Origin of the sequence: Cupriavidus sp. Met-2, from assembly GCF_049843575.1 — a bacterium.
Taxonomy (GTDB): domain Bacteria; phylum Pseudomonadota; class Gammaproteobacteria; order Burkholderiales; family Burkholderiaceae; genus Cupriavidus; species Cupriavidus metallidurans.
The window spans coordinates 357574-377662 of the sequence record NZ_JBBHZL010000004.1; the positions used below are offsets into that span (position 1 = coordinate 357574).

15 protein-coding genes are annotated in these 20089 nt (G+C 65.2%); 5 read left to right on the plus strand and 10 right to left on the minus strand.

Translation table 11 applies throughout. The features are described from left to right. Positions 1-22 precede the first annotated feature (22 nt). Positions 23-1579, plus strand: coding sequence for a cryptochrome/photolyase family protein (locus tag WD006_RS12190; RefSeq protein ID WP_029307244.1), 1557 nt, complete (start codon positions 23-25; stop codon positions 1577-1579). A 24-nt stretch (positions 1580-1603) separates the two neighbouring features. On the opposite strand, the gene WD006_RS12195 is transcribed toward WD006_RS12190, so the two are convergent. Genes WD006_RS12195 through hemC form a run of 3 tightly spaced genes read right to left on the minus strand, consistent with a single transcriptional unit; the run spans position 1604 to position 5896 of the window. Next, a complete protein-coding gene (locus WD006_RS12195; protein WP_024569046.1) occupies positions 1604-2794 on the minus strand; it encodes a heme biosynthesis protein HemY in 1191 nt (396 codons plus the stop codon). Between the two features lie 5 nt (positions 2795-2799). After that, positions 2800-4881 carry a fused uroporphyrinogen-III synthase HemD/membrane protein HemX gene (gene hemDX / locus WD006_RS12200; RefSeq protein WP_029307243.1) on the minus strand — a complete coding sequence of 694 codons (2082 nt, stop codon included), beginning with the start codon at positions 4879-4881 and terminating at the stop codon, positions 2800-2802. 10 nt (positions 4882-4891) lie between these two features. After that, a complete protein-coding gene (gene hemC / locus WD006_RS12205; RefSeq protein ID WP_024569048.1) occupies positions 4892-5896 on the minus strand; it encodes a hydroxymethylbilane synthase in 1005 nt (334 codons plus the stop codon). Between the two features lie 124 nt (positions 5897-6020). Here hemC and ppc point away from each other — a divergent pair, with 124 nt between their 5' ends. From ppc to WD006_RS12225, 4 genes are all read left to right on the plus strand, one after another. Then, positions 6021-9020 (plus strand): phosphoenolpyruvate carboxylase, encoded by a 3000-nt coding sequence (gene ppc / locus WD006_RS12210; protein ID WP_029307242.1) that lies wholly within the window; start codon positions 6021-6023, stop codon positions 9018-9020. Between the two features lie 228 nt (positions 9021-9248). Further along, positions 9249-10658 carry an argininosuccinate lyase gene (argH, locus tag WD006_RS12215; RefSeq protein WP_029307241.1) on the plus strand — a complete coding sequence of 470 codons (1410 nt, stop codon included), beginning with the start codon at positions 9249-9251 and terminating at the stop codon, positions 10656-10658. 208 nt (positions 10659-10866) lie between these two features. Next, positions 10867-11409, plus strand: coding sequence for a TRAP transporter small permease subunit (locus tag WD006_RS12220; RefSeq protein WP_008646293.1), 543 nt, complete (start codon positions 10867-10869; stop codon positions 11407-11409). Next, a complete protein-coding gene (locus WD006_RS12225) occupies positions 11409-13133 on the plus strand; it encodes a TRAP transporter large permease (protein WP_008646294.1) in 1725 nt (574 codons plus the stop codon). Before WD006_RS12220 ends, WD006_RS12225 begins: the two co-directional genes overlap by 1 nt. A gap of 135 nt (positions 13134-13268) precedes the next feature. On the opposite strand, the gene WD006_RS12230 is transcribed toward WD006_RS12225, so the two are convergent. From WD006_RS12230 to fdh3B, 7 genes are all read right to left on the minus strand, one after another. Beyond that, positions 13269-15533 (minus strand): arginine/lysine/ornithine decarboxylase, encoded by a 2265-nt coding sequence (locus WD006_RS12230; protein ID WP_029307240.1) that lies wholly within the window; start codon positions 15531-15533, stop codon positions 13269-13271. A gap of 159 nt (positions 15534-15692) precedes the next feature. Then, positions 15693-16259 carry a dCTP deaminase gene (dcd, locus tag WD006_RS12235; protein ID WP_008646296.1) on the minus strand — a complete coding sequence of 189 codons (567 nt, stop codon included), beginning with the start codon at positions 16257-16259 and terminating at the stop codon, positions 15693-15695. A 123-nt stretch (positions 16260-16382) separates the two neighbouring features. Then, positions 16383-17219 carry a formate dehydrogenase accessory sulfurtransferase FdhD gene (locus WD006_RS12240; protein ID WP_011517327.1) on the minus strand — a complete coding sequence of 279 codons (837 nt, stop codon included), beginning with the start codon at positions 17217-17219 and terminating at the stop codon, positions 16383-16385. Between the two features lie 62 nt (positions 17220-17281). Continuing rightward, positions 17282-17857, minus strand: a complete 576-nt coding sequence (locus WD006_RS12245; RefSeq protein WP_029307239.1) for a superoxide dismutase family protein — start codon at positions 17855-17857, stop codon at positions 17282-17284. Between the two features lie 97 nt (positions 17858-17954). Next, complete coding sequence (locus WD006_RS12250; protein ID WP_029307238.1) at positions 17955-19148, minus strand: formate dehydrogenase subunit gamma; 1194 nt, start codon at positions 19146-19148, stop codon at positions 17955-17957. 19 nt (positions 19149-19167) lie between these two features. Next, positions 19168-19401 (minus strand): hypothetical protein, encoded by a 234-nt coding sequence (locus WD006_RS12255; RefSeq protein WP_029307237.1) that lies wholly within the window; start codon positions 19399-19401, stop codon positions 19168-19170. Then, positions 19398-20078, minus strand: coding sequence for a formate dehydrogenase FDH3 subunit beta (fdh3B, locus tag WD006_RS12260; protein WP_011517332.1), 681 nt, complete (start codon positions 20076-20078; stop codon positions 19398-19400). Before fdh3B ends, WD006_RS12255 begins: the two co-directional genes overlap by 4 nt. Positions 20079-20089: the final 11 nt, after the last annotated feature.

Sequence of the window (20089 nt, forward strand, 5' to 3'; positions counted from 1 at the left end):
GTTGCTATGTTAGGTTACGGCGATGTCTGGATCGCCCTCCCCCGAAGCTGAAGCCGACGCCGCGCGCCTGCCCTACCGGATCGACCGGAATTTTACCCGCGGCCTGGTCTGGCTCCGGCGCGACTTGCGCACCGATGACAACGCGGCGCTGCATTATGCCCTCAAGCACTGCCGGCAGGTATGGTGCGTGTTCGTGTTCGACCGGGAAATCCTGGCGCCGCTGCTGGCGCGGGGGCTGCACGCCGATCGCCGCGTCGAGTTTATCCTGCGTTCGCTGGAGCCATTGCGCCGGGCGCTGGAAGATTCGGGCGGCGGCCTGATCGTGCTCGACGGCACCGCGCGGCAGGCAATTCCGAGGCTGGCCGCAGAGCTTGAAGTGGAGGCCGTCTTCGCCAACCATGATTACGAGCCGGCCGCCAACGATCGCGACGAAGCCGTGCGCCGGACACTAGCCGCCGACAGCCGGGTGCTGCTCACGTTCAAGGATCAGGTCATCTTCGAACGCGACGAGATCCTGACTGGCCAGGGCCGCCCCTTCAGCGTGTTCACACCCTACAAGAACGCTTGGCTGCGCACGGTGCGGCCGTTCGACCTGCGGCCATATCCGATCGGGAAACACCTGGAAGCGCTTGCACCTGTTCCACAACGGTACCGGGGGCAATTGCCGACGCTGGCCGACCTCGGTTTCACTGCCACCAACCTGGCTGGGATCGCCATGCCCACGGGCAGCGACGGCGCTCACGCGCTGTTCGACGAATTCCTGTCCCGCATTGGCGACTACGGCCGTCGGCGCGATTTTCCGGCCGTGCGGGGGCCAAGCTATCTCTCGGTTCACCTGCGCTTCGGCACGATCTCGATCCGCACGCTCGCCCGCGCCGCGCATGACGCCATGCTGCGCGGCGGTGCTGCGAGCGAAGGCGCAGGCGTCTGGCTCTCGGAACTGATCTGGCGCGACTTCTATTTCATGATCCTGCATCACCATCCGCGCGTGGCGGAAGGTAAGTCGTTTCACGCCGAATACGATGCGCTGCGGTGGATCGCGCCGGCCACGGGCGACCGGTACTTCGCAGCCTGGTGCGACGCGCAGACCGGCTATCCGCTGATCGATGCAGCGATGCTCCAGATCCGCCAGAGCGGCTACATGCACAACCGCCTGCGCATGGTGACCGCCAGCTTCCTCGTTAAGGACCTGGGCGTGGATTGGCGTCGTGGCGAACAGTACTTCGCCGACCAGCTCAACGATTTCGACCTTGCGGCCAACAACGGCGGCTGGCAGTGGGCGGCCTCGACCGGCTGCGACGCCCAGCCGTACTTCCGTATCTTCAATCCGGTCACGCAGTCGGAGAATTTCGATCCGCAGGGGCAGTTCATCCGGAAGTACCTGCCGATGCTGGCCGCGCTGCCCGACAGGTACATCCATGCGCCGTGGACGGCACCGGACGAGGTACTACGGGCAGCGGGCGTGACACTTGGAAAAGACTATCCACGCCCGATCGTTCAGCACGATGTGGCGCGGAAGGAAACGCTGGAGAGGTATGGCGTGGTGAAGGAGAAAACCCTCCGCAACCGGGACGTCTGAGATGCCTTGGGCACCCGAGGCACCTCAAGCCGCCAGCATCGCACCTTCACGATAGTGCCGCTGCGCATCCTCGGCGCGGTCGGTTTCCTCGAACAGCCGCGCCAGCGCCAGATGCGCGCGAATGCAGATGCGGCGTTGCGCGTCGCGATCCGCATACTTCAGGGTGCGTTCGAAGTTCGATTGCGCCTTGCCCCAGAGCTGTTCGCCCAGGCACAGCACGCCAAGCGTGTAGTACAGGTCGGCATCGGTCGGGTGATCAACCAGCCATTTCTCGGCCTGCTGGATCTGCGGCAGCGCCTTGCCCGGCTCCGCGCAGTCGGCGTAGCGCTGCACCAGCCGGCTGTCCCAGTTGACCTTGAGTGCTTCCTCGACGATGCGGCGTGCCTCGTTCTGCTTGCCGAGCGACGAGAAGTAGCGCGCCCCCAGTTCGGCGATGCGCACCGCGTGGCGTTCATCAGCCGTCAGCGAGCGCCAGAAATGAAACAGCGCCTCGGCGTCGTGGCGGCGCTCCTCGAGCATCGCTTCCACGGCCATCTGCTTCAGGCGCAACGCCAGCACCGGGTGCAGCGCGTTGCGCTTCTCCAGCGAGCGCGCCAGTCGCAGGACCTCGCTCCAGTTCTTCAGATGCTGATGCGCGCGCAGTGCGATACGCTGCACGTGGATCTGGCGGCCACCCTTTTCCTGCAACTGGGCGATCGTCGCCAAGGCACCTTCGGCGTCGCGCGCGTCGACCAGCAGTTCGGCCATCGAGACCAGTCGCGCCTGTTCGCGCTCGGGGTCGGTGACCTGCGCCATCCAGGCGTCGCGGCGTTCCGACTCCTGCATCCGGTGCGCGGCACGGGCGCCCACCAGCGCGGCGGTTTGCGCCTGCTCTGGCCACGCCTGGGCCTCGTGGGCAGCGCGTTCGGCACGGGCAAAACGTCCCGCGAACAGATTTTCGATCGACTCGCGCATGGCCGCCTGCGCCTTGCTCATGCGGCTGCGCTCGCGATAGGCGGCGGCACGCTTCGGCATCTCCGACAAGTGCCGGAAGGTCGAAAGCACCGTCCAGACGATGAAGAAGGCCAGTAGCAGCAACGCCAGCGTCAGGTTCAGCGACATTTCCACCCGGTACGGCGGATAGAACAGCACCACATTGCTCTGGTTGAACTGTGTAAACAGTGCCAGGCCGACGGCGCCGCCGAATAAAACAGCTACCCAGAAAAGGAGTCGCATGACGGCTACTCCTTCTTCAAGGCATGCAGCGCGCCGAGGCTCTCCGCCATCGTCGGCAGGGACACCGTCACCGCGCTCGCCTGGGCCTGCTTGAGCATCGTCAGCACGCCCTGCACGCGGCGCGAACGGGTATCGCAATAGCGCGCGATCATGCCCTGCGCGGCGGCGAGGTCGTTCCCGAAGACAGGTTCGTTACGCGACAGTAGCGCCAGCCGCGCATTGAGCAGGCGCAGCTTGATGTTCTCGCGCAGGAACCAGCCCTGGTCACCCGAGAGCAGCAGCGCGTTGGTGTCATCGACCTTGCGCACGCGGATCACCTGACCAAGCTCGTCAAGCACGTACGTCCACAGTCGCGACACCATATTGCCACCCGCCGCGCTGGCAGCCGCGGGCGTCGAGGCGCCCTTCGGCGCGACCGGTGCCGGCTTGTTGCCCTCGCCAGGCGTGCGGTCGAGCATCCGCTCGCCCGACAGCAGCGGCAATGAATCGATCTGGTTGATCGCCTCGTCAAGCTTGATCGCCGCCCCGGTCAGGTCGGTATCCGGCACGGCCTTCATCCGGCCGATATCGCGCGCAATGGCGCGGCGAAGCTGGTTGTATTGCGGCTTGTCCGAGCGCGCCAGGCGCGCGTCGGCGCTTTGGAGCGCGGCCAGCGCCACCTGCACGTTGCCGGTGAGCTGAAGCTGCTGGCCGGCGTTGGTCAGCAACTGCTGGATTTCGGCGATTTCCCAGTCGTCGCGGTTGCGCATCAAGTCCTGATAGACCTGTTCCAGCGCGGCCTGCTTGTCGCGCGTCTCCGTGATTTGGCCGTCGAGCGCGCCCACCTTGCCCTGCAACGCCTTGACCGTCTCCTGCGCATCGCGCGACAGCACCCGCGTTTCCTGCACCAGCGTGTCCGCGCTCTGCTGCCGGCGCGCCAGTTCCTGGGTCAGATGCTCGACCCGCATCTGCAACCACCAGAAGCCCCCGGCAATGGCGACCACCAGCACGGCGACAAGCAGCCACCATGGACTCATTCGGCGCGCGGGTGCCACAAATGCGCCGGACATGCCGGAACTACCGGGGTTACCGCCCGGATTCGGCGAGGGGGACGTGGTGTCTGTCGTCACGCGTTCGACTTTGGTTGACGTGGGTTCCTTGGGTGCCATTGGCGCCGGTGCCGGCTCCGGTTCCGCCTGCACGACCACCGGAGCGGGTGCAGGCGATACGGGGGCGGGCGCTGGCGTGGCCGGCCCAGCATAGGCTTCGCCCCATTGCGTGCATGCGGCCAGCAGCCCGGCATCTCCGGGCGCGGCGGGCAGCACGTGGGCAAATCCCAGCGACTGAGCCTGCGCGGCAATTCTCGCATGTGGTGCGATGCACTGCATCTGCTTCAGACGTTCGTGTTCCTGAGGCGACAGATGCAAACGCGCCAGCCCGTCCAGGTTGCGAACGGCTTCCGAACTGGTCAGCAGCCACGCGTAAGGCGGCGCATCGGGCTTGAGGCTGTCGCGCACGGCCTGCCATTGCATGCCGCTCGGCTCGGGCAGCGTGCGACTGTAGGCTTCCACGGCTTCGACGGTCGCGCCGGCGTCGCGCAAACGATCGGCCAGCCATTCGCGCCCGCCGCTGCCCCGGACGATCAGGACCTTGCGGTCGGCAAACGCGCCCGGCGAGGTGTCGAGTTCGGACCAGAGCGCCTCTGAATCGAAGCGCGCTGCATCGCCCGCCGTGTCATTACCCTGGGCGCCAGCAGGCGCGATCACGCGATACGCGGGCGGGGCGATACCCCGTTCTGCCAGCGCGACCACGCTCGATGGCCCCACCACGGCCACCGGCACGCTTTCCGGCCACCGGGCTCCGCCCGGGGCGTTCTGGACCTGGGCAAGGGTATCCAGTCCGTAGGACACCGCGTTCGGGCTCACGAACACCACCAGCGCGTAGTCCTGGATCCGGCCAAGCGCGGCGCGCAGCGGCACGTCATCGGCCGCGGGCCCGATCGCCAGCAGCGGGAAACTGAGCACGTCGAGACCCGCGGCCTGTAACGCTTCGGTCAGTTGCCGGGACTGCCCGGCGGGTCGTGTTACTACGACGGTCGGGCGAGGCATTGCGGGTTCCTCAAGCAGGTCCGGCGGCGGAGTCCGTGGAAAGCGCGGCCAGCACGCCGTCCGCGCCCTGGGCCAGCAGATCGCCGGCGACGGCGGTTCCGATCGCTTCGGCGTCGGCTACCGTGGCGACGGGTCCCGTGGCATGGGCGCGCACCTGACGCGAACCGTCGGGCAGCGCCACGAAGGCGTCGAGTTGAAGACTGGCGTCACGCCAGCGCGCGTGCGCGGCAAGCGGCACCTGGCACGAGCCGCCCAGGCGGCGCGAGACGGCCCGTTCGGCCGATACGGCGAGCAGCGTGGGCAGATGGTTCAGCGGCGCCAGCCATTCGGCCAGTTCGGGACGATCCGCACGGATCTCGATGCCCAAGGCGCCCTGTCCGGCCGCCGGCAGCGAGCTTTCCGGCGCGATCAGCGCACGGATGCGATCGCCCAGGCCCAGTCGCTTGAGCCCGGCCGCAGCCAGGATGATGGCGCCGTACTCGCCACGGTCCAGTTTGCCCAGGCGGGTGTCCAGATTTCCCCGGAGTGGCTTGATCACCAGATGCGGAAAGCGACTGCGCAGCGCGGCTTCGCGGCGCAGGCTCGAAGTGCCCACCACGGTTCCGGCCGGCATCTCTTCGAGCGAGGCGAATTGCGCCGAAACCAGCGCATCGCGCGGGTCCTCGCGCTCCATCACCGCCGTCAGCGTGAAGCCTTCGGGCAGCTCCATCGGCACATCCTTGAGCGAGTGAACGGCCAGGTCGGCGCGTCCCTCGGACATGGCGACCTCCAGCTCCTTCACGAACAGGCCCTTGCCGCCTACCTTGGACAAGGTCCTATCGAGAATTTGATCACCCCTTGTCGTCATGCCGAGAATGGACACATCGCAGGAGGGATAGTATTGTTGCAACGCAGCACGAACATGTTCAGCCTGCCACATCGCCAGCCGGCTTTCGCGCGAGGCGATGACCAGCTTGTGCGGCATGCTGCTTGACACTGCAGCGGACGAAGAAGACGGATTGGCGGGTGCTTGCATCCGCGCATGTTAGCACGCAGGCTGGTAGCCTCAGGCCCCTGATAAGCCGTAAAAGTACGATCCGGCAAGGCTTTGCGGCCGGTCAATATAGAAAAGCTACGAAGCGATAAAGAGGAGATTGTTGATGACGCAGCCTGCTGCGCGCCCCACCGGCCGTTCACGCTCTACCGGCCGCAAGTCTGTTACGCCAGCCTCAGGCCAGCTTGACCCCGAAGGCGCATCCCCCAAGACCCCGAAAGCCACGAAGGCAGCCAGGCCAAAGCTCGCTGTCGTGACGGCGGAGGGCGCCGCCACCACTACCCCCGCCCGCCGCACCGCCGACAAGGACCTGCCGCTGCGCGAGGACATCCGCTTCCTCGGCCGCCTGCTGGGCGACTGCGTGCGCGAGCAGGAAGGCGATGCCGCCTTCGACCTGGTCGAGACGATTCGCCAGACCGCCGTGCGCTTCCGGCGCGAGAACGACCGCGCCGCAGGCACCGAACTCGACCGCCTGCTGAAGCGCCTGTCGCGCGACCAGACCAATTCGGTGGTTCGCGCCTTCAGCTACTTCTCGCATCTGGCCAATATCGCCGAAGACCAGCACCACAACCGCCGCCGCCGGGTGCACGCACTGGCCGGATCTCCGCCGCAGCCGGGCAGCCTGGCGCGTGCGCTGCAAGCTATTGACGCCGCTGGCGTGACTGGTAAGCAACTTCGCGAATTCCTCGACGACGCGCTGATCGTGCCGGTGCTGACCGCGCACCCGACCGAAGTCCAGCGCAAGAGCATCCTGGACGCGGAGCGCGAGATCGCCCGCCTGCTGGCCGAGCGCGACCTGCCGATGACCACCCGCGAGCGCGACCACAACACGGCCCAGCTCCGCGCACGCGTGACCACGCTGTGGCAGACCCGCATGTTGCGAAACACGCGCTTGATGGTGGTCGATGAAATCGAGAACGCGCTCTCGTACTACCGCACCACGTTCCTCCAGGGAATTCCGCGCCTGATGGCCGAGCTGGAAGAAGACATCGCCGACGTCTTCCCGCGCCGTTCCAAGACCGGCGCCACGCCCGCGCCGCTGGCGCCGTTCCTGCAGATGGGCTCGTGGATCGGCGGCGACCGCGACGGCAACCCCAACGTCACGGCCGAAACCCTCGAGCACGCGGCGCGCCAGCAAGCCACCCTGCTGTTCGACTGGTACCTCGATGAACTGCACGCGCTGGGCGCCGAGCTGCCGCTGTCGTCGCTGATGGTCGATGCCAGCCCCGAACTGCTGGCGCTGGCCGAAGCCTCACCGGACCACTCCGAACACCGTGCGGACGAACCCTACCGCCGCGCGCTGATCGGTATGTACGCGCGGCTGGCCGCCACCTCGCAGTTGCTGACTGGCCATGTCGCGCAACGCCATCCGGTGGCCGACGTCGCTCCCTACGAGAACGCCGAAGCATTCGCAGCCGACGTGCAGATCGTGGTCGATTCGCTACGCACCCATCATGGCGAGGCGTTGGCGCGCGGCCGCGTCGACGCACTGGTGCGCGCGATCGCGGTCTTCGGCTTCCACCTGGCCTCGATCGACATGCGTCAGGTATCTGACGTGCACGAGGCCGTGATCGCCGAACTGTTCGCGACGGCCGGCATCGAGTCCGACTACGCTGCGCTGCCGGAAGCGCGCAAGCTGGAACTGCTGCTGGCCGAACTGCGCCAGCCGCGCCTGCTGACGCTGCCGTGGCACGACTACTCGGAACAGACACGCAGCGAACTGGCGATCTTCGCGATGGCCCGCGACCTGCGCGCCCGCTATGGCGCCCGCATCGCGCGCAACTACATCATCTCGCACACTGAGACGCTGTCCGACCTTATCGAGGTGATGCTGCTGCAGAAGGAAGCCGGCATGTTGCGCGGCACGCTGGGCAGCAAGACCGATCCGGCGCGCATGGAGCTGATGGTCATCCCGCTGTTCGAAACCATCGAGGATTTGCGCAATGCGGCCGGCATCATGGAGTCGCTGCTGGATCTGCCGGGCTTCGATTCGGTGATCGCCCACCATGGCGTCGAGCAGGAAGTGATGCTCGGCTATTCGGATTCGAACAAGGATGGCGGTTTCCTGACATCGAACTGGGAGCTCTACAAGGCCGAACTGGCGCTGGTGAAGCTGTTCGAGGAACGCCGCGTGAAGCTGCGCCTGTTCCATGGCCGGGGCGGCACGGTGGGTCGCGGCGGTGGCCCGACCTATCAGGCCATCCTGTCGCAGCCACCCGGCACCGTGAACGGCCAGATCCGCCTGACGGAACAGGGCGAAATCATCAACAGCAAGTTCGCGAATGCCGAGATCGGCCGGCGCAACCTGGAAACGGTGATCGCTGCCACGCTGGAAGCATCGCTGCTGCCCACCCAGAACGCGCCGAAGGACTTGGCGACGTTCGAAGGCGTCATGCAGCAGCTGTCCGACCATGCGTTCTCCGCGTACCGTGATCTGGTCTACGAGACCCCGGGCTTCAAGGACTACTTCTTCGCCACGACCCCGATCACCGAGATCGCGGACCTGAACCTAGGATCGCGGCCGGCATCGCGCAAGCTGATGGACAAGAAGCACCGCCGCATCGAAGACCTGCGGGCGATTCCATGGGGCTTCTCGTGGGGCCAGTGCCGTCTGCTGCTGCCGGGCTGGTTCGGCTTCGGCAGTGCCGTGCAGGCCCTGCTGGACGCCGCGCCGGACGAGAAGTCGCGCAAGGCCACGGTGGCCACGCTGAAGCGGATGGTGAAGTCGTGGCCGTTCTTCAGCACGCTGCTATCGAACATGGATATGGTGCTGGCCAAGACCGACCTGGCCGTGGCGTCGCGCTACGCGGGGCTGTGCGAGGACACCGCGCTGCGCAAGGCCGTGTTCTCACGCATCAGCGCCGAATGGCACCTGACCAGTGACATGCTCGGGCTGATCACCGGCCGGCAGGAACGACTGGCTGACAACCCGCTGCTGGCGCGCTCGATCAAGAACCGCTTTGCCTACCTGGATCCGCTGAACCACCTGCAGGTGGAACTGCTCAAGCGGTACCGGGCCGGCAAGGATGGCGACGACGTGCGCGTGCGACGCGGGATCCACCTGACGATCAACGGGGTGGCGGCCGGGTTGCGTAATAGCGGTTGATCCGTCGCCGACATGTGCGGTATCCGCCTGTTTTCTCCCTTCTCTCGCAGGCGGGAGAAGGGGCGGGGGAGAGGGTGCGGCGGCCCTGAATGCGGCTAACGTGCCTTGCACGGCCTGCCCTCTCCCCTGACTCCTCTCCCACGTGCGGGAGAGGGGAACCGGTCCGCAGCAGTTCTGCCCGCCTCTGGCGATATAATCGCCGTTTCCGATTTTCCGCCCTGCCCCGCCATGACCTCCCAACTAGCCAAGAAAGGCGAAGCCTGGTCCGCCCGCTTCTCCGAACCGATGTCCGATCTGGTGAAGCGTTACACCGCGTCGGTCTTCTTCGACAAGCGCCTGGCGCTGTTCGATATCCAGGGCTCGCTGGCCCATGCGGCCATGCTGGCAAAGCAGGGCATCATCGCCGAAGCCGACCGCGCCGAGATCGAGCGCGGCATGACGCAGATCGGCGGTGAGATCGAGTCCGGCGCGTTCGAGTGGAAGCTGGACCTCGAAGACGTGCACCTGAACATCGAAGCGCGCCTGACCGCCCTGGTGGGCGACGCCGGCAAGCGCCTGCACACGGGCCGTTCGCGTAACGACCAGGTGGCCACCGACATCCGCCTGTGGCTGCGCAGCGAGATCGACAGCATCGTCGGCCTGCTGGGCGACCTGCGCGGCGCGCTGCTCGACCTGGCCGAGAAGAACGCAGACACGATCCTGCCCGGCTTCACCCACCTGCAGGTGGCCCAGCCGGTCACGTTCGGCCATCACCTCATGGCCTATGTGGAAATGTTTACGCGCGATGCCGAGCGCATGGCCGATTGCCGCCGCCGCGTGAATCGCCTGCCGCTGGGTGCCGCCGCGCTGGCCGGCACTAGCTATCCGATCGACCGCGAGTTCGTGGCCGCGCAACTGGGCTTTGAGGGCGTGTGCCGCAACTCGCTCGACGCCGTGTCCGACCGCGACTTCGCAATCGAATTCCTGGCCGCCGCGTCGCTGATCATGACGCACGTCTCGCGCTTCTCTGAAGAACTGGTGATCTGGATGAGCCCGCGCGTCGGCTTCATCGACATCGCCGACCGCTTCTGCACCGGCAGCTCGATCATGCCGCAGAAGAAGAACCCGGACGTGCCCGAACTGGCCCGCGGCAAGACTGGCCGCGTGTACGGCCACCTGACCGGTCTGCTGACGCTGATGAAGGGCCAGCCGCTGGCGTACAACAAGGACAACCAGGAAGACAAGGAGCCGCTGTTCGATACGGTCGATACCGTGGTCGACACGCTGCGCATCTTCGCCGACATGGTGCCCGGCATCAGCGTCAAGCCGGACAACATGCGCGCCGCCGCGCTGCAGGGCTACGCCACCGCCACCGACCTGGCCGATTACCTGGTCAAGCGCGGCCTGCCGTTCCGCGACGCGCACGAGGCCGTGGCCCACGCCGTGCGCGCCTGCGACGACCGCCACTGCGACCTGGCCGACCTGACCGTCGAGCAACTGCGCGAAGTCTCGGGTCTGGGCGACAAGGCCTCGCTGATCGGCGACGACGTACACAGCGTGCTGACGCTCGAAGGCTCGGTGGCATCGCGCAACCATATCGGCGGCACCGCGCCGGATCAGGTACGCGCCGCCATCGCCGCCGCACGCAAGGCGCTGTAAGTTTCGCGTAAGTCTTTGTCGTAAAAAAGCCGCTGTGCCGTCAGGCCAGCGGCTTTTTTGTTTCCGGTTTTCTCCGGCCGTCCAAGTGTGGGAAAGGGCGGGAAAGAGAAGAAAACCCACGCCATGTCCACCTGTTAGGACAATCCCCTAGCGCCCTTACAAATTGTGACAGATACACTATTTGGCGCAAAAACCGGGGAGACAACCCATGAATTACTTGCTTGGTCTGTCACGACAGATCGACAGGTTGAATCAGCATACGGGCAGGCTTGCAAACATCATGATCCTGCTGTCGTGTCTGATCAGCGCAGGTAACGCCCTGCTCCGCTACGGCTTCAACCTCAGCGACAACTGGCCACTGGAGTTGCAGTGGTACATGTTTGCCATTGCCGTGATGTTCGGCGCGTCGTACACGTTCCAGCGCAATGAGCACGTGCGTGTGGATCTGATCTACGGCAGCGTGTCCGAGCGCGCGCAGCACTGGATCGACATCTTCGGCATCGTCGTTTTCCTGCTGCCTTCCACGATCCTGTTTACGTGGCTGTCGTGGGAATCGCTGTTCCTGCCTTCGTGGCGCATCCTCGAGCAATCGGGCAATTCGGGCGGTCTGCCCCGTTATCCGATCAAGCTCGTCGTGCCCATCGGCTTTGCCCTGCTCACGCTGCAGGGGATTTCCGAACTGATCAAGCGCTTCGCCGCCCTGCAGGGCCTGCTGCGCATCGAATCGAAATACGAAAGGCCGGTGCAATAATGATTCCATTGGAATATATGCCGCCGCTCATGTTCGGCGGCCTGGTGGTATTTATGCTGATCGGGTTCCCGGTCGCATTCTCGCTGTCGGCCGTGGGTCTGGCCTTCGGCTTTCTGGCCATCGAATGGGGCTACTTCCCCGTGCAGTTCCTGCAGGCCGTGCCAAGCCGCGTGTTCGGCAGCGTGCTGTCCAACGAACTGCTGCTGGCGATTCCGTTCTTCACCTTCATGGGCGCGATCCTGGAGAAATGCGGACTCGCGGAGGACATGCTCGACTCGATGGGCCAGTTGTTCGGCCCGGTTCGTGGCGGCCTGGGCTACTCGGTCATCATCGTCGGCTTCATCCTGGGCGCGATCACCGGCACGGTGGCGGCGCAGGTGATCGCCATGGCCATGATCTCGCTGCCCGTGATGATGCGCTACCGCTACAACATGAAGTACGCCACGGGCGTGCTGGCCGCATCGGGCACGATCACCCAGCTGGTGCCGCCGTCGCTGGTGCTGGTGGTGCTGGCCGACCAGTTGAAGACCCCGGCCGGTAGCGCCGACGTCGGCAGCATGTACCTGGGCGCGTGGGGCCCGTCGGTGATCCAGATCGCGCTGTTCGCGCTCTACACCTTCGTGCTGACCCGCATCAAACCAGACTGGCTGCCGCCGGTGCCGGAAGAAGCGCGCACGCTGCGCGGCTGGGCGCTGTGGCGTACCTGCCTGCGCGGCATCATCCCCTGCGCCGTGCTGATCTTCCTGGTGCTCGGCACGATCATGCTCGGCATCGCCACGCCGACCGAGTCCGGAGCGATGGGCGCGGTTGGCGCGCTGGTGCTGGCCGTGATCCGCGACAAGGGCTTCAACAAGATCGACCGCAACATCTATCGGCTGGGCCTGTTGGCAACGCTGGTGGCCGCCGCGGTGGGCGTCTTCGCATTCGGCTCGCATGCGTTCCGCATCCCGCTGGCGATTGCCTACCTTGTGGTGTTGTGGCTCCTGATCCGCGCCGGCCAGCTTACCGACCTGCGGCTGCTGATCGTGGATGCCTACCAATCCACCGCGCGCATCACCGCCATGGTCGTGTTCATCCTGATTGGATCCACCTGCTTCTCGGTGGTGTTCCAGGGCGTGGACGGCGGCGCATGGGTGGAACACCTGTTCACCTCGCTACCGGGCGGCTGGATCGGCTTCCTGATCGTGGTGAACCTGTTCATCTTCTTCCTGGCGTTCTTCCTCGACTTCTTCGAGATCGCGTTCATCGTCGTGCCGATGCTGGCGCCGGTTGCGGTCAAGGTGCTGGCCCCGGTGGTAGCCGATTCGATGGGCGGCAACCCCGAAGCCGCCGCCACGGCCGCGCTGGTCTGGTTCGGCGTGATGCTGTGCGTGAACATGCAGACGTCGTTCATGCACCCGCCGTTCGGCTTTGCGCTGTTCTACCTGCGCGGCATCGCCCCGAAGGAAGTCAAGAGCTCGGACATCTACTGGGGTGCCCTGCCGTGGGTGGGCCTGCAGCTCGTCATGGTGCTGCTGGTGATGTTCTGGCCGGGCATGGTGACTGGCCTGCTCGACAAGGGATCGCTCAAACACAGTAATTCCGCCGAGGTCAGTATCCCGCTTGGCGGACAGGACGATGGCAAGCCCGGGGGGGCGTCCTCGCCCGGCACGCTGGAGTTGCCGAGCGGCGGCGACTCGAGTGAACCGGTGGCGCCTTCGTTCCAGTTCGAGAAAAGCAAGTAGCTGGATTGAAGTGGGGTTGGAGGGTGATGCGCTGACCCTCTCCCTCTCCCCACAGATCACGCAAGACACAAAAAACCCCCGGCCTCACGGCACGGGGGTTTTTGTTTGGATCGAATGAAGCCTTGCTGTGAAGCCTTACTGCTTCACGCAATCCACGAAGTACGCCTTCTGGCCATCGACCTCGTCCTCGACCAGGCCGTGGATGTCGGTCTCGAAGCCCGGGAAGAGCTTGTTGAACTCGCGCGCGAACTTCAGGTACTTCACGATCGTGCGGTTGAAGCGCTCGCCCGGGATCAGCAGCGGAATGCCCGGCGGGTACGGCGTCAGCAGGATCGCGGTCACGCGGCCTTCCAGTTCGTCGACGGGCACGCGCTCGATTTCGCGATGCGCCATCATCGCCCAGGCATCCGACGGCTTCATCGCCGGCTCCATGTCCGACAGGTACATCTCGGTGGTCACGCGCGCCACATCGTTGGCCTTGTAGACGCTGTGGATCGCGTCGCACAGATCACGCAGGCCCAGCCGCTCGTACTGCGGGTGCTTGCCCACGAACTCGGGCAGCACGCGCCACAGCGGCTGGTTCTGGTCGTAGTCGTCCTTGAACTGCTGCAGCTCGGTCACCAGCGAGTTCCAGCGGCCCTTGGTGATGCCGATCGTGAACATGATGAAGAACGAGTACAGACCCGTCTTCTCGATGATGATGCCGTGCTCGGCCAGGTACTTCGTGACGATTGCCGCCGGGATGCCGCGCTCGCTGAACTCGCCGTCCACGTCGAGGCCCGGGGTGATGATCGTGGCCTTGATCGGATCCAGCAGGTTGAAACCATCGGCCAGATCGCCGAAGCCATGCCAGCGCTCGTTGGCCTTGAGCATCCACTCTTCGCGGTCAGGAATGCCGTCTTCGGCCAGCGCGTCCGGGCCCCACACCTTGAACCACCAGTCGCCATTGTTGGCGACGTCGTAGTCGGCTTCCACCTTGCGCACGGCACGGCGGAAGTCCAGCGCTTCCTGGATGCTTTCCTCGACCAGCGCGGTGCCGCCCGGCGCTTCCATCATCGCCGCGGCCACGTCGCACGAGGCAATGATCGAGTACTGCGGGCTCGTCGAGGTGTGCATCAGATACGCCTCGTTGAAGCGGTAGCGATCCAGCTTGCGCGTTTCCGAATCCTGCACGAGGATCTGCGAGGCCTGCGACAGGCCGGCCAGCAGCTTGTGCGTGGACTGCGTGGCGAACACCAGCGCGTCCTTGCTGCGCGGACGGTCACGGCCGATCGCGTGCATGTCGCGATAGAAATCGTGGAACGCCGCGTGCGGCAGCCATGCCTCGTCGAAATGCAGCGTGTCGATTTCCGACGTCAGCATTTCCTTGATCTGCTCGGCGTTGTACAGCACGCCGTCGTACGTACCCTGCGTGATCGTCAGGATGCGCGGCTTCTGGTTCTTCGCCTTGCTCGCGAACGGATGGTTCTCGATCTTCCTGCGGATCGTCTCCGGGTCGAACTCGCTCTTCGGAATCGGGCCGATGATGCCGTAGTGGTTGCGCGTCGGCATCAGGAACACCGGAATTGCGCCCGTCATCATGATCGCGTGCAGGATCGACTTGTGGCAGTTACGGTCCACCACCACGATGTCGCCCGGCGCCACGTTGGCGTGCCAGACCATCTTGTTCGACGTCGACGTGCCGTTGGTCACGAAGAACATGTGGTCGGAATTGAAGATGCGCGCGGCGTTGCGCTCCGACGCCGCCACCGGGCCGGTGTGGTCCAGCAGCTGGCCAAGTTCCTCGACCGCGTTGCAGACGTCGGCGCGCAGCATGTTCTCGCCGAAGAACTGGTGGAACACCTGGCCCACCGGGCTCTTCAGGAACGCCACGCCGCCCGAGTGCCCCGGGCAGTGCCACGAGTACGAGCTGTCCTGCGCGTAGTCGATCAGCGCCTTGAAGAACGGCGGGGCCAGCGAATCCAGGTAGACCTTGGCTTCGCGGATGATGTGGCGCGCCACGAATTCGGGGGTGTCCTCGAACATGTGGATGAAGCCGTGCAGCTCGCGCAGGATGTCGTTCGGAATATGGCGCGACGTGCGCGTCTCGCCATACAGGAAGATCGGCAGATCCGTGTTGCGGCGACGCACTTCGGTCACGAACGCGCGCAGCTTCTCGATGGCGGCCGCTTCGGGCTGATCGTCGGCGCGCACGAACTCGTCGTCGTCGATCGACACGATGAACGTGGATGCCCGGCTGGACTGCTGGGCGAACGACGTCAAGTCGCCATAGCTGGTCAGACCCATCACTTCCATGCCTTCATTCTCGATGGCCTGGGCCAACGCGCGAATGCCCGAGCCGGAGATGTTCTCGGAGCGGAAGTCTTCATCGATGATGATGACGGGGAAGCGGAATTTCATCGGGCATCCTTGATGAGCGTGCTTGGAAAGAACTTGAGCCACATGGCCGGCGGGGAGTTCCCCGCAAACGGCGGCATGTGGCTCTTTCGTCAGGTCTGACGCCTGACCGGTTCATGGCCGGCGGCGCCCCCGGCGACGGACGCCGGCATTGTAATGCGATCAGGTCTTCGGCAGTGTGACACCCTGCTGGCCCTGGTACTTGCCGCCACGGTCGGCATACGAGGTCTCGCAGATCTCGTCGCTCTCGAAGAACAGCACCTGCGCGCAGCCTTCGCCGGCATAGATCTTGGCGGGCAGCGGCGTGGTGTTGGAGAACTCAAGCGTCACATAGCCTTCCCACTCGGGTTCGAACGGCGTCACGTTGACGATGATGCCGCAGCGGGCATAGGTGCTCTTGCCCAGGCAGATCGTCAGCACGCTGCGCGGAATCCGGAAGTATTCCATCGTGCGGGCCAGCGCGAACGAGTTCGGCGGGATGATGCAGACATCGCCCTTGAAGTCCACGAACGACTTCTCGTCGAAGTTCTTCGGATCGACGATCGTGCTGTTGATGTTCGTGAAGATCTTGAATTCGTCGGCGCAGCGGATGTCGTAGCCGTAGCTCGACGTGCCATAGGACACGATCTTGCGGCCGTCCGACTCCCGTACCTGGCCGGGCTCGAACGGTTCGATCATGCCGTGCTGCTCCGCCATGCGGCGGATCCACTTGTCGGATTTGATGCTCATAAAGGCGTGGGCGGAAAAGTCGGGCGGCGGGCTGCCGCTAGATTGGGGCGCATTGTACAACCAATCGCTTCTGGCGCTCTTGTTCCGGCTTCTGTTGCGATCTGGTGCCGCGCAGCGGAATTCCTAGACCGCCGGTACCAGCGCTTCGGTCGGTGTGTGGCGGAACCGCTCCCGCCCTGTGTAGAGCAGGAAATGCTTGCCGGTGCAGCGCGCGAATAGTGTCATTCCGACACGCTTGGCCATCTGGTAACCCATTTGCGTCACACCCGAACGCGATAACAGGAAAGGGATGCCCATCTGGGCGCCCTTGATGACCATTTCCGACGTCAGTCGGCCCGTGGTGTAGAAAATCTTGTCGGCGCCGCTCATGTCCTCGAGCCACATCCACCCGGCGATGGCATCCACGGCGTTGTGGCGGCCTACGTCCTCGACGAAGGTCAGCAACTCGCTACCCCGGAACAAGGCGCAGCCGTGTACCGAGCCGGCCTGCTTGTAGACCGATTGCTGAAGCCGGATGGTATCGACGATCGCGTACAGCGTTTCCTGGTCGAGTCGGGCGTCCGGGGGCAGCGCGATGGTGTCGACCTCATCCATCAGCGAACCAAACACCGTGCCCTGCCCGCAGCCCGTGGTCACCACGCGGCGCGCGGTGCGCTCCTCGATGCGATCGACCCCCGAACGGGTGGTCACGGCCACCGACTCGGTTTCCCAGTCCACCTGGACCGAAGCAATCTGCTCGATCGACTCCACCAGTCGCTGATTACGCAGATAACCCAGGACGAGATGCTCTGGCGCGCCGCCCAGCGTCATCAGCGTGACCAGCTCGCGTTTATCCAGATAGACCGTCAGCGGGCGCTCGCCTGGCAGCCAGGCCGGACGCTCCCTGCCTTGCTCGTCGAGGACAGCCACCTCTTCGATCAGGGGTACGCTGGCATGTGTCAGTTCGGGGCGCAGGGACATGTGGGAGGCGGGCTGGCCCTTCCAAAGGTCGGGCCAGCTACAGCGGAAGCTATCTGGAGGGATCAGGAGGCGGCGATCACACCGCAGGCGATGCGGCCGCCCGAGTTGCCGGTGGGCTGGGTGCGATAGTCGTCGGCATCCTTGTGGACAACGACGGCGCGGCCAACCACGCTGTTCGGGCCGGGTGCCACGGTCACGTCCGGCATGATGAACTGGACGCGCGCGTTGCCGCTGGAGTCCGCCACGAGGTTGTTCATGTCGCCGGCATGATGATCGGGCATCGTCATCTGGCCGTGCGGCTTGCCTGCCGGGTTGAAGTGCCCACCCGCGCTCATCGCGTCGGGCGCGGAGCAGTCACCCTTCTCGTGGACATGGAAGCCATGTGTCGTGCCTGGCGGCAGGCCGGTCACCGATACCACCACCATCACGCCACCGCCCGCCTGCTGGTCGAACGTGACGCGTCCCGCGGTATTCGTGCCGCTCTTGGGGCTCAGCGCTGCGGCGGCCTTCGTGGACGCGCTGGTTGCCGCCGTGCCACTGCTGCTACTGCTGCTGGACGAACCCCAGCCCCAGCTCGAGCAACCCGCCACAGCCAGTGCGGCAGCGCCCATCGTCAAACCGAAAAGTACACGTTTCATGCCGAGCCCTCCTCTTGCGGTTAAAAGCCCGGGCGATTGTACGCCTGACCTGCACATACGACTGCCGCAAACTGCAACGCCGTGCCAATGCGCATGATCAAGCCTGCCCCGGACGCTGGCGGCTACGGCCCGCGTCCTCCGGCGGTGTGGAGCGCTGCGCGGGGATCTTGCCGGCCTTGATATCGTCGTACCAGTGCTCGTGGTGCTCCTGGGCCCAGGCCTCGTCCACGTAGCCATCGCGCATGGCGCGGTAGGCGCCTTCCATGCCGATCGTGCCCATGTAGATATGGCCGCAGGCCAGCGCAATCATCAGCACCGCGGCGATCGCGTGGATGACGTTGGCGATCTGCATCGTGGCGCGGTAGTACTCCAGGCCCGGCACGATCATGTCGAGCACCCACCCCGACGCAGACAGGATCAGCCCAAAAAAGACCAGTCCGATCCAGAACCAAAGCTTTTCGCCGGCGTTGAAACGGTGACTCGGCACGTGGCTGCCCGTGAGGAGCCCCCCTGCCCGCGCGATCCACGTCAGGTCGTCGCGGCTGGGCAGGTTGTCGCGCACGAAGAGCACGAAGGCGACGACGATCGCAACCGTGAACACCGGCCCGCTCAGGTTATGCAGGTTCTTGAGGATGTACGTGAGCCATCCGAACAGCGTATGGCCGAAGATCGGCAGCAGGACGTGCTTGCCAAACAGGATCACGAGGCCCGAGATCGCCAGGATCGAGAACGAGATCGCCATGGTCCAGTGCACGATGCGTTCCAGCGGCGTGAAGCGTTCGATCATGCGGCCCGTGCGCGGTGTCTTGAGCGGAATCGTGCCCCGCCAGGCGAAGAACGCCAGGATCGCCAGCGGCACGATCAACACCAGCCAGCCACCCCACACCGTGATCACGCCATTGCGGAACAGACGCCACTTCTGACCCGTGCGCTGGATCAGCACACCAGCTTCCTTGGCCGGCAGGCTGCTGTAGTTCGGCTGGTCGGAGTTCGCCTCGCGCCAGACCGGCGCATTGTTGCCCGGCTGCGTCTGCGAACGCTCCTGCTGCGCACGCGCCTCGGCGGCCATGTCGCGGCGCGGCACATTGAAGATGTTCTCGCTCGCAATGCCCGCGAACGGCTGCGCGGGGTGCGTGGCCGGGTTGTTTGCGTTATCGGACTGTGTGGCGGACTGCGTGGCGGACTGTTGCGCCTGCGGTGCCGAAGCTGGCGCCTGCGCGAACGCGCCGGCCATCGCCAGCGTCATCAGCGCGCCGGCTAGCCACCGTCCTGTACGTGAAAGCCGCGTCATAAGCCCTCCTTGCCGGCGCTCACGGCGTCTTGTTGTACTCGTTCTGGTACTGGTTGCGCTCATGGATCTGGCGCACCCAGCTATCCCTGTCACCCGGCGTCCATCCCTTGGCGACGAACGGATCGCCGGGGGCGCCCTGCCAGGCCGGCGTATCCGATTTCTTGAACGAAGCGGTCGATGTCTGCGCCTTCTCGCCGCAGCCGGCGATCAGCAGGCCCGAAAGGCTCAGGGCAATCAGTAGCGCGCGGTTCATGATGCGCTCCCCTCGCTGGCTGGCGCGGCAGGCGCCGTGGGTGCGGCACCCGGCGCCGCGGGCGGCGTGCCCGCTGCCGGCTGCGCCTTGACGCCGCCATAGGCGGTGCCCCAGCCGAAGACGTCGCCGCCCTTGCCGCGCTTGATCACGCGATTGCGCAGGATGTCGGCAATCACGTCGCCATCGCCGCCGAGCAGCGCCTTGGTCGAACACATTTCCGCGCACAGCGGCAGCTTGCCTTCGGCCAGGCGGTTGCGACCGTACTTCTCGAACTCTGCCTCGCTGCCGTTGGCTTCCGGGCCGCCGTTGCAGAACGTGCACTTGTCCATCTTGCCGCGCACGCCGAAGGTACCTTCGCTAGGGAACTGCGGCGCGCCGAATGGGCAGGCGTACGAGCAGTAGCCGCAGCCGATGCAAACATCCTTGTCGTGCAGCACCACGCCGTCCTCGGTGCGATAGAAGCAATCGACCGGACAGACCGCCATGCACGGCGCATCGGAGCAATGCATGCACGCCACCGAGATCGACTTTTCCGCGCCGACCACGCCGTCGTTGACCGTCACCACGCGGCGCCGGTTCACACCCCAGGGCACCTCGTGCTCGTTCTTGCAGGCGGTGACGCAGCTATTGCACTCGATGCAACGCTCGGCATCACAGATGAATTTCATGCGGGCCATTTGCGTCTCCG

What these genes read in the sequence shown, in the direction of transcription:
- WD006_RS12255 (WP_029307237.1), bottom strand. Translation starts at nt 19,401, where the DNA reads ATGAACCGCGCGCTACTGATTGCCCTGAGCCTTTCGGGCCTGCTGATC.
- argH (WP_029307241.1), top strand. Translation starts at nt 9,249, where the DNA reads ATGACCTCCCAACTAGCCAAGAAAGGCGAAGCCTGGTCCGCCCGCTTC.
- hemDX (WP_029307243.1), bottom strand. Translation starts at nt 4,881, where the DNA reads ATGCCTCGCCCGACCGTCGTAGTAACACGACCCGCCGGGCAGTCCCGG.
- WD006_RS12230 (WP_029307240.1), bottom strand. Translation starts at nt 15,533, where the DNA reads ATGAAATTCCGCTTCCCCGTCATCATCATCGATGAAGACTTCCGCTCC.
- WD006_RS12245 (WP_029307239.1), bottom strand. Translation starts at nt 17,857, where the DNA reads ATGAAACGTGTACTTTTCGGTTTGACGATGGGCGCTGCCGCACTGGCT.
- WD006_RS12220 (WP_008646293.1), top strand. Translation starts at nt 10,867, where the DNA reads ATGAATTACTTGCTTGGTCTGTCACGACAGATCGACAGGTTGAATCAG.
- hemC (WP_024569048.1), bottom strand. Translation starts at nt 5,896, where the DNA reads ATGCAAGCACCCGCCAATCCGTCTTCTTCGTCCGCTGCAGTGTCAAGC.
- WD006_RS12195 (WP_024569046.1), bottom strand. Translation starts at nt 2,794, where the DNA reads ATGCGACTCCTTTTCTGGGTAGCTGTTTTATTCGGCGGCGCCGTCGGC.
- WD006_RS12240 (WP_011517327.1), bottom strand. Translation starts at nt 17,219, where the DNA reads ATGTCCCTGCGCCCCGAACTGACACATGCCAGCGTACCCCTGATCGAA.
- ppc (WP_029307242.1), top strand. Translation starts at nt 6,021, where the DNA reads ATGACGCAGCCTGCTGCGCGCCCCACCGGCCGTTCACGCTCTACCGGC.
- WD006_RS12250 (WP_029307238.1), bottom strand. Translation starts at nt 19,148, where the DNA reads ATGACGCGGCTTTCACGTACAGGACGGTGGCTAGCCGGCGCGCTGATG.
- dcd (WP_008646296.1), bottom strand. Translation starts at nt 16,259, where the DNA reads ATGAGCATCAAATCCGACAAGTGGATCCGCCGCATGGCGGAGCAGCAC.
- WD006_RS12190 (WP_029307244.1), top strand. Translation starts at nt 23, where the DNA reads ATGTCTGGATCGCCCTCCCCCGAAGCTGAAGCCGACGCCGCGCGCCTG.
- fdh3B (WP_011517332.1), bottom strand. Translation starts at nt 20,078, where the DNA reads ATGGCCCGCATGAAATTCATCTGTGATGCCGAGCGTTGCATCGAGTGC.
- WD006_RS12225 (WP_008646294.1), top strand. Translation starts at nt 11,409, where the DNA reads ATGATTCCATTGGAATATATGCCGCCGCTCATGTTCGGCGGCCTGGTG.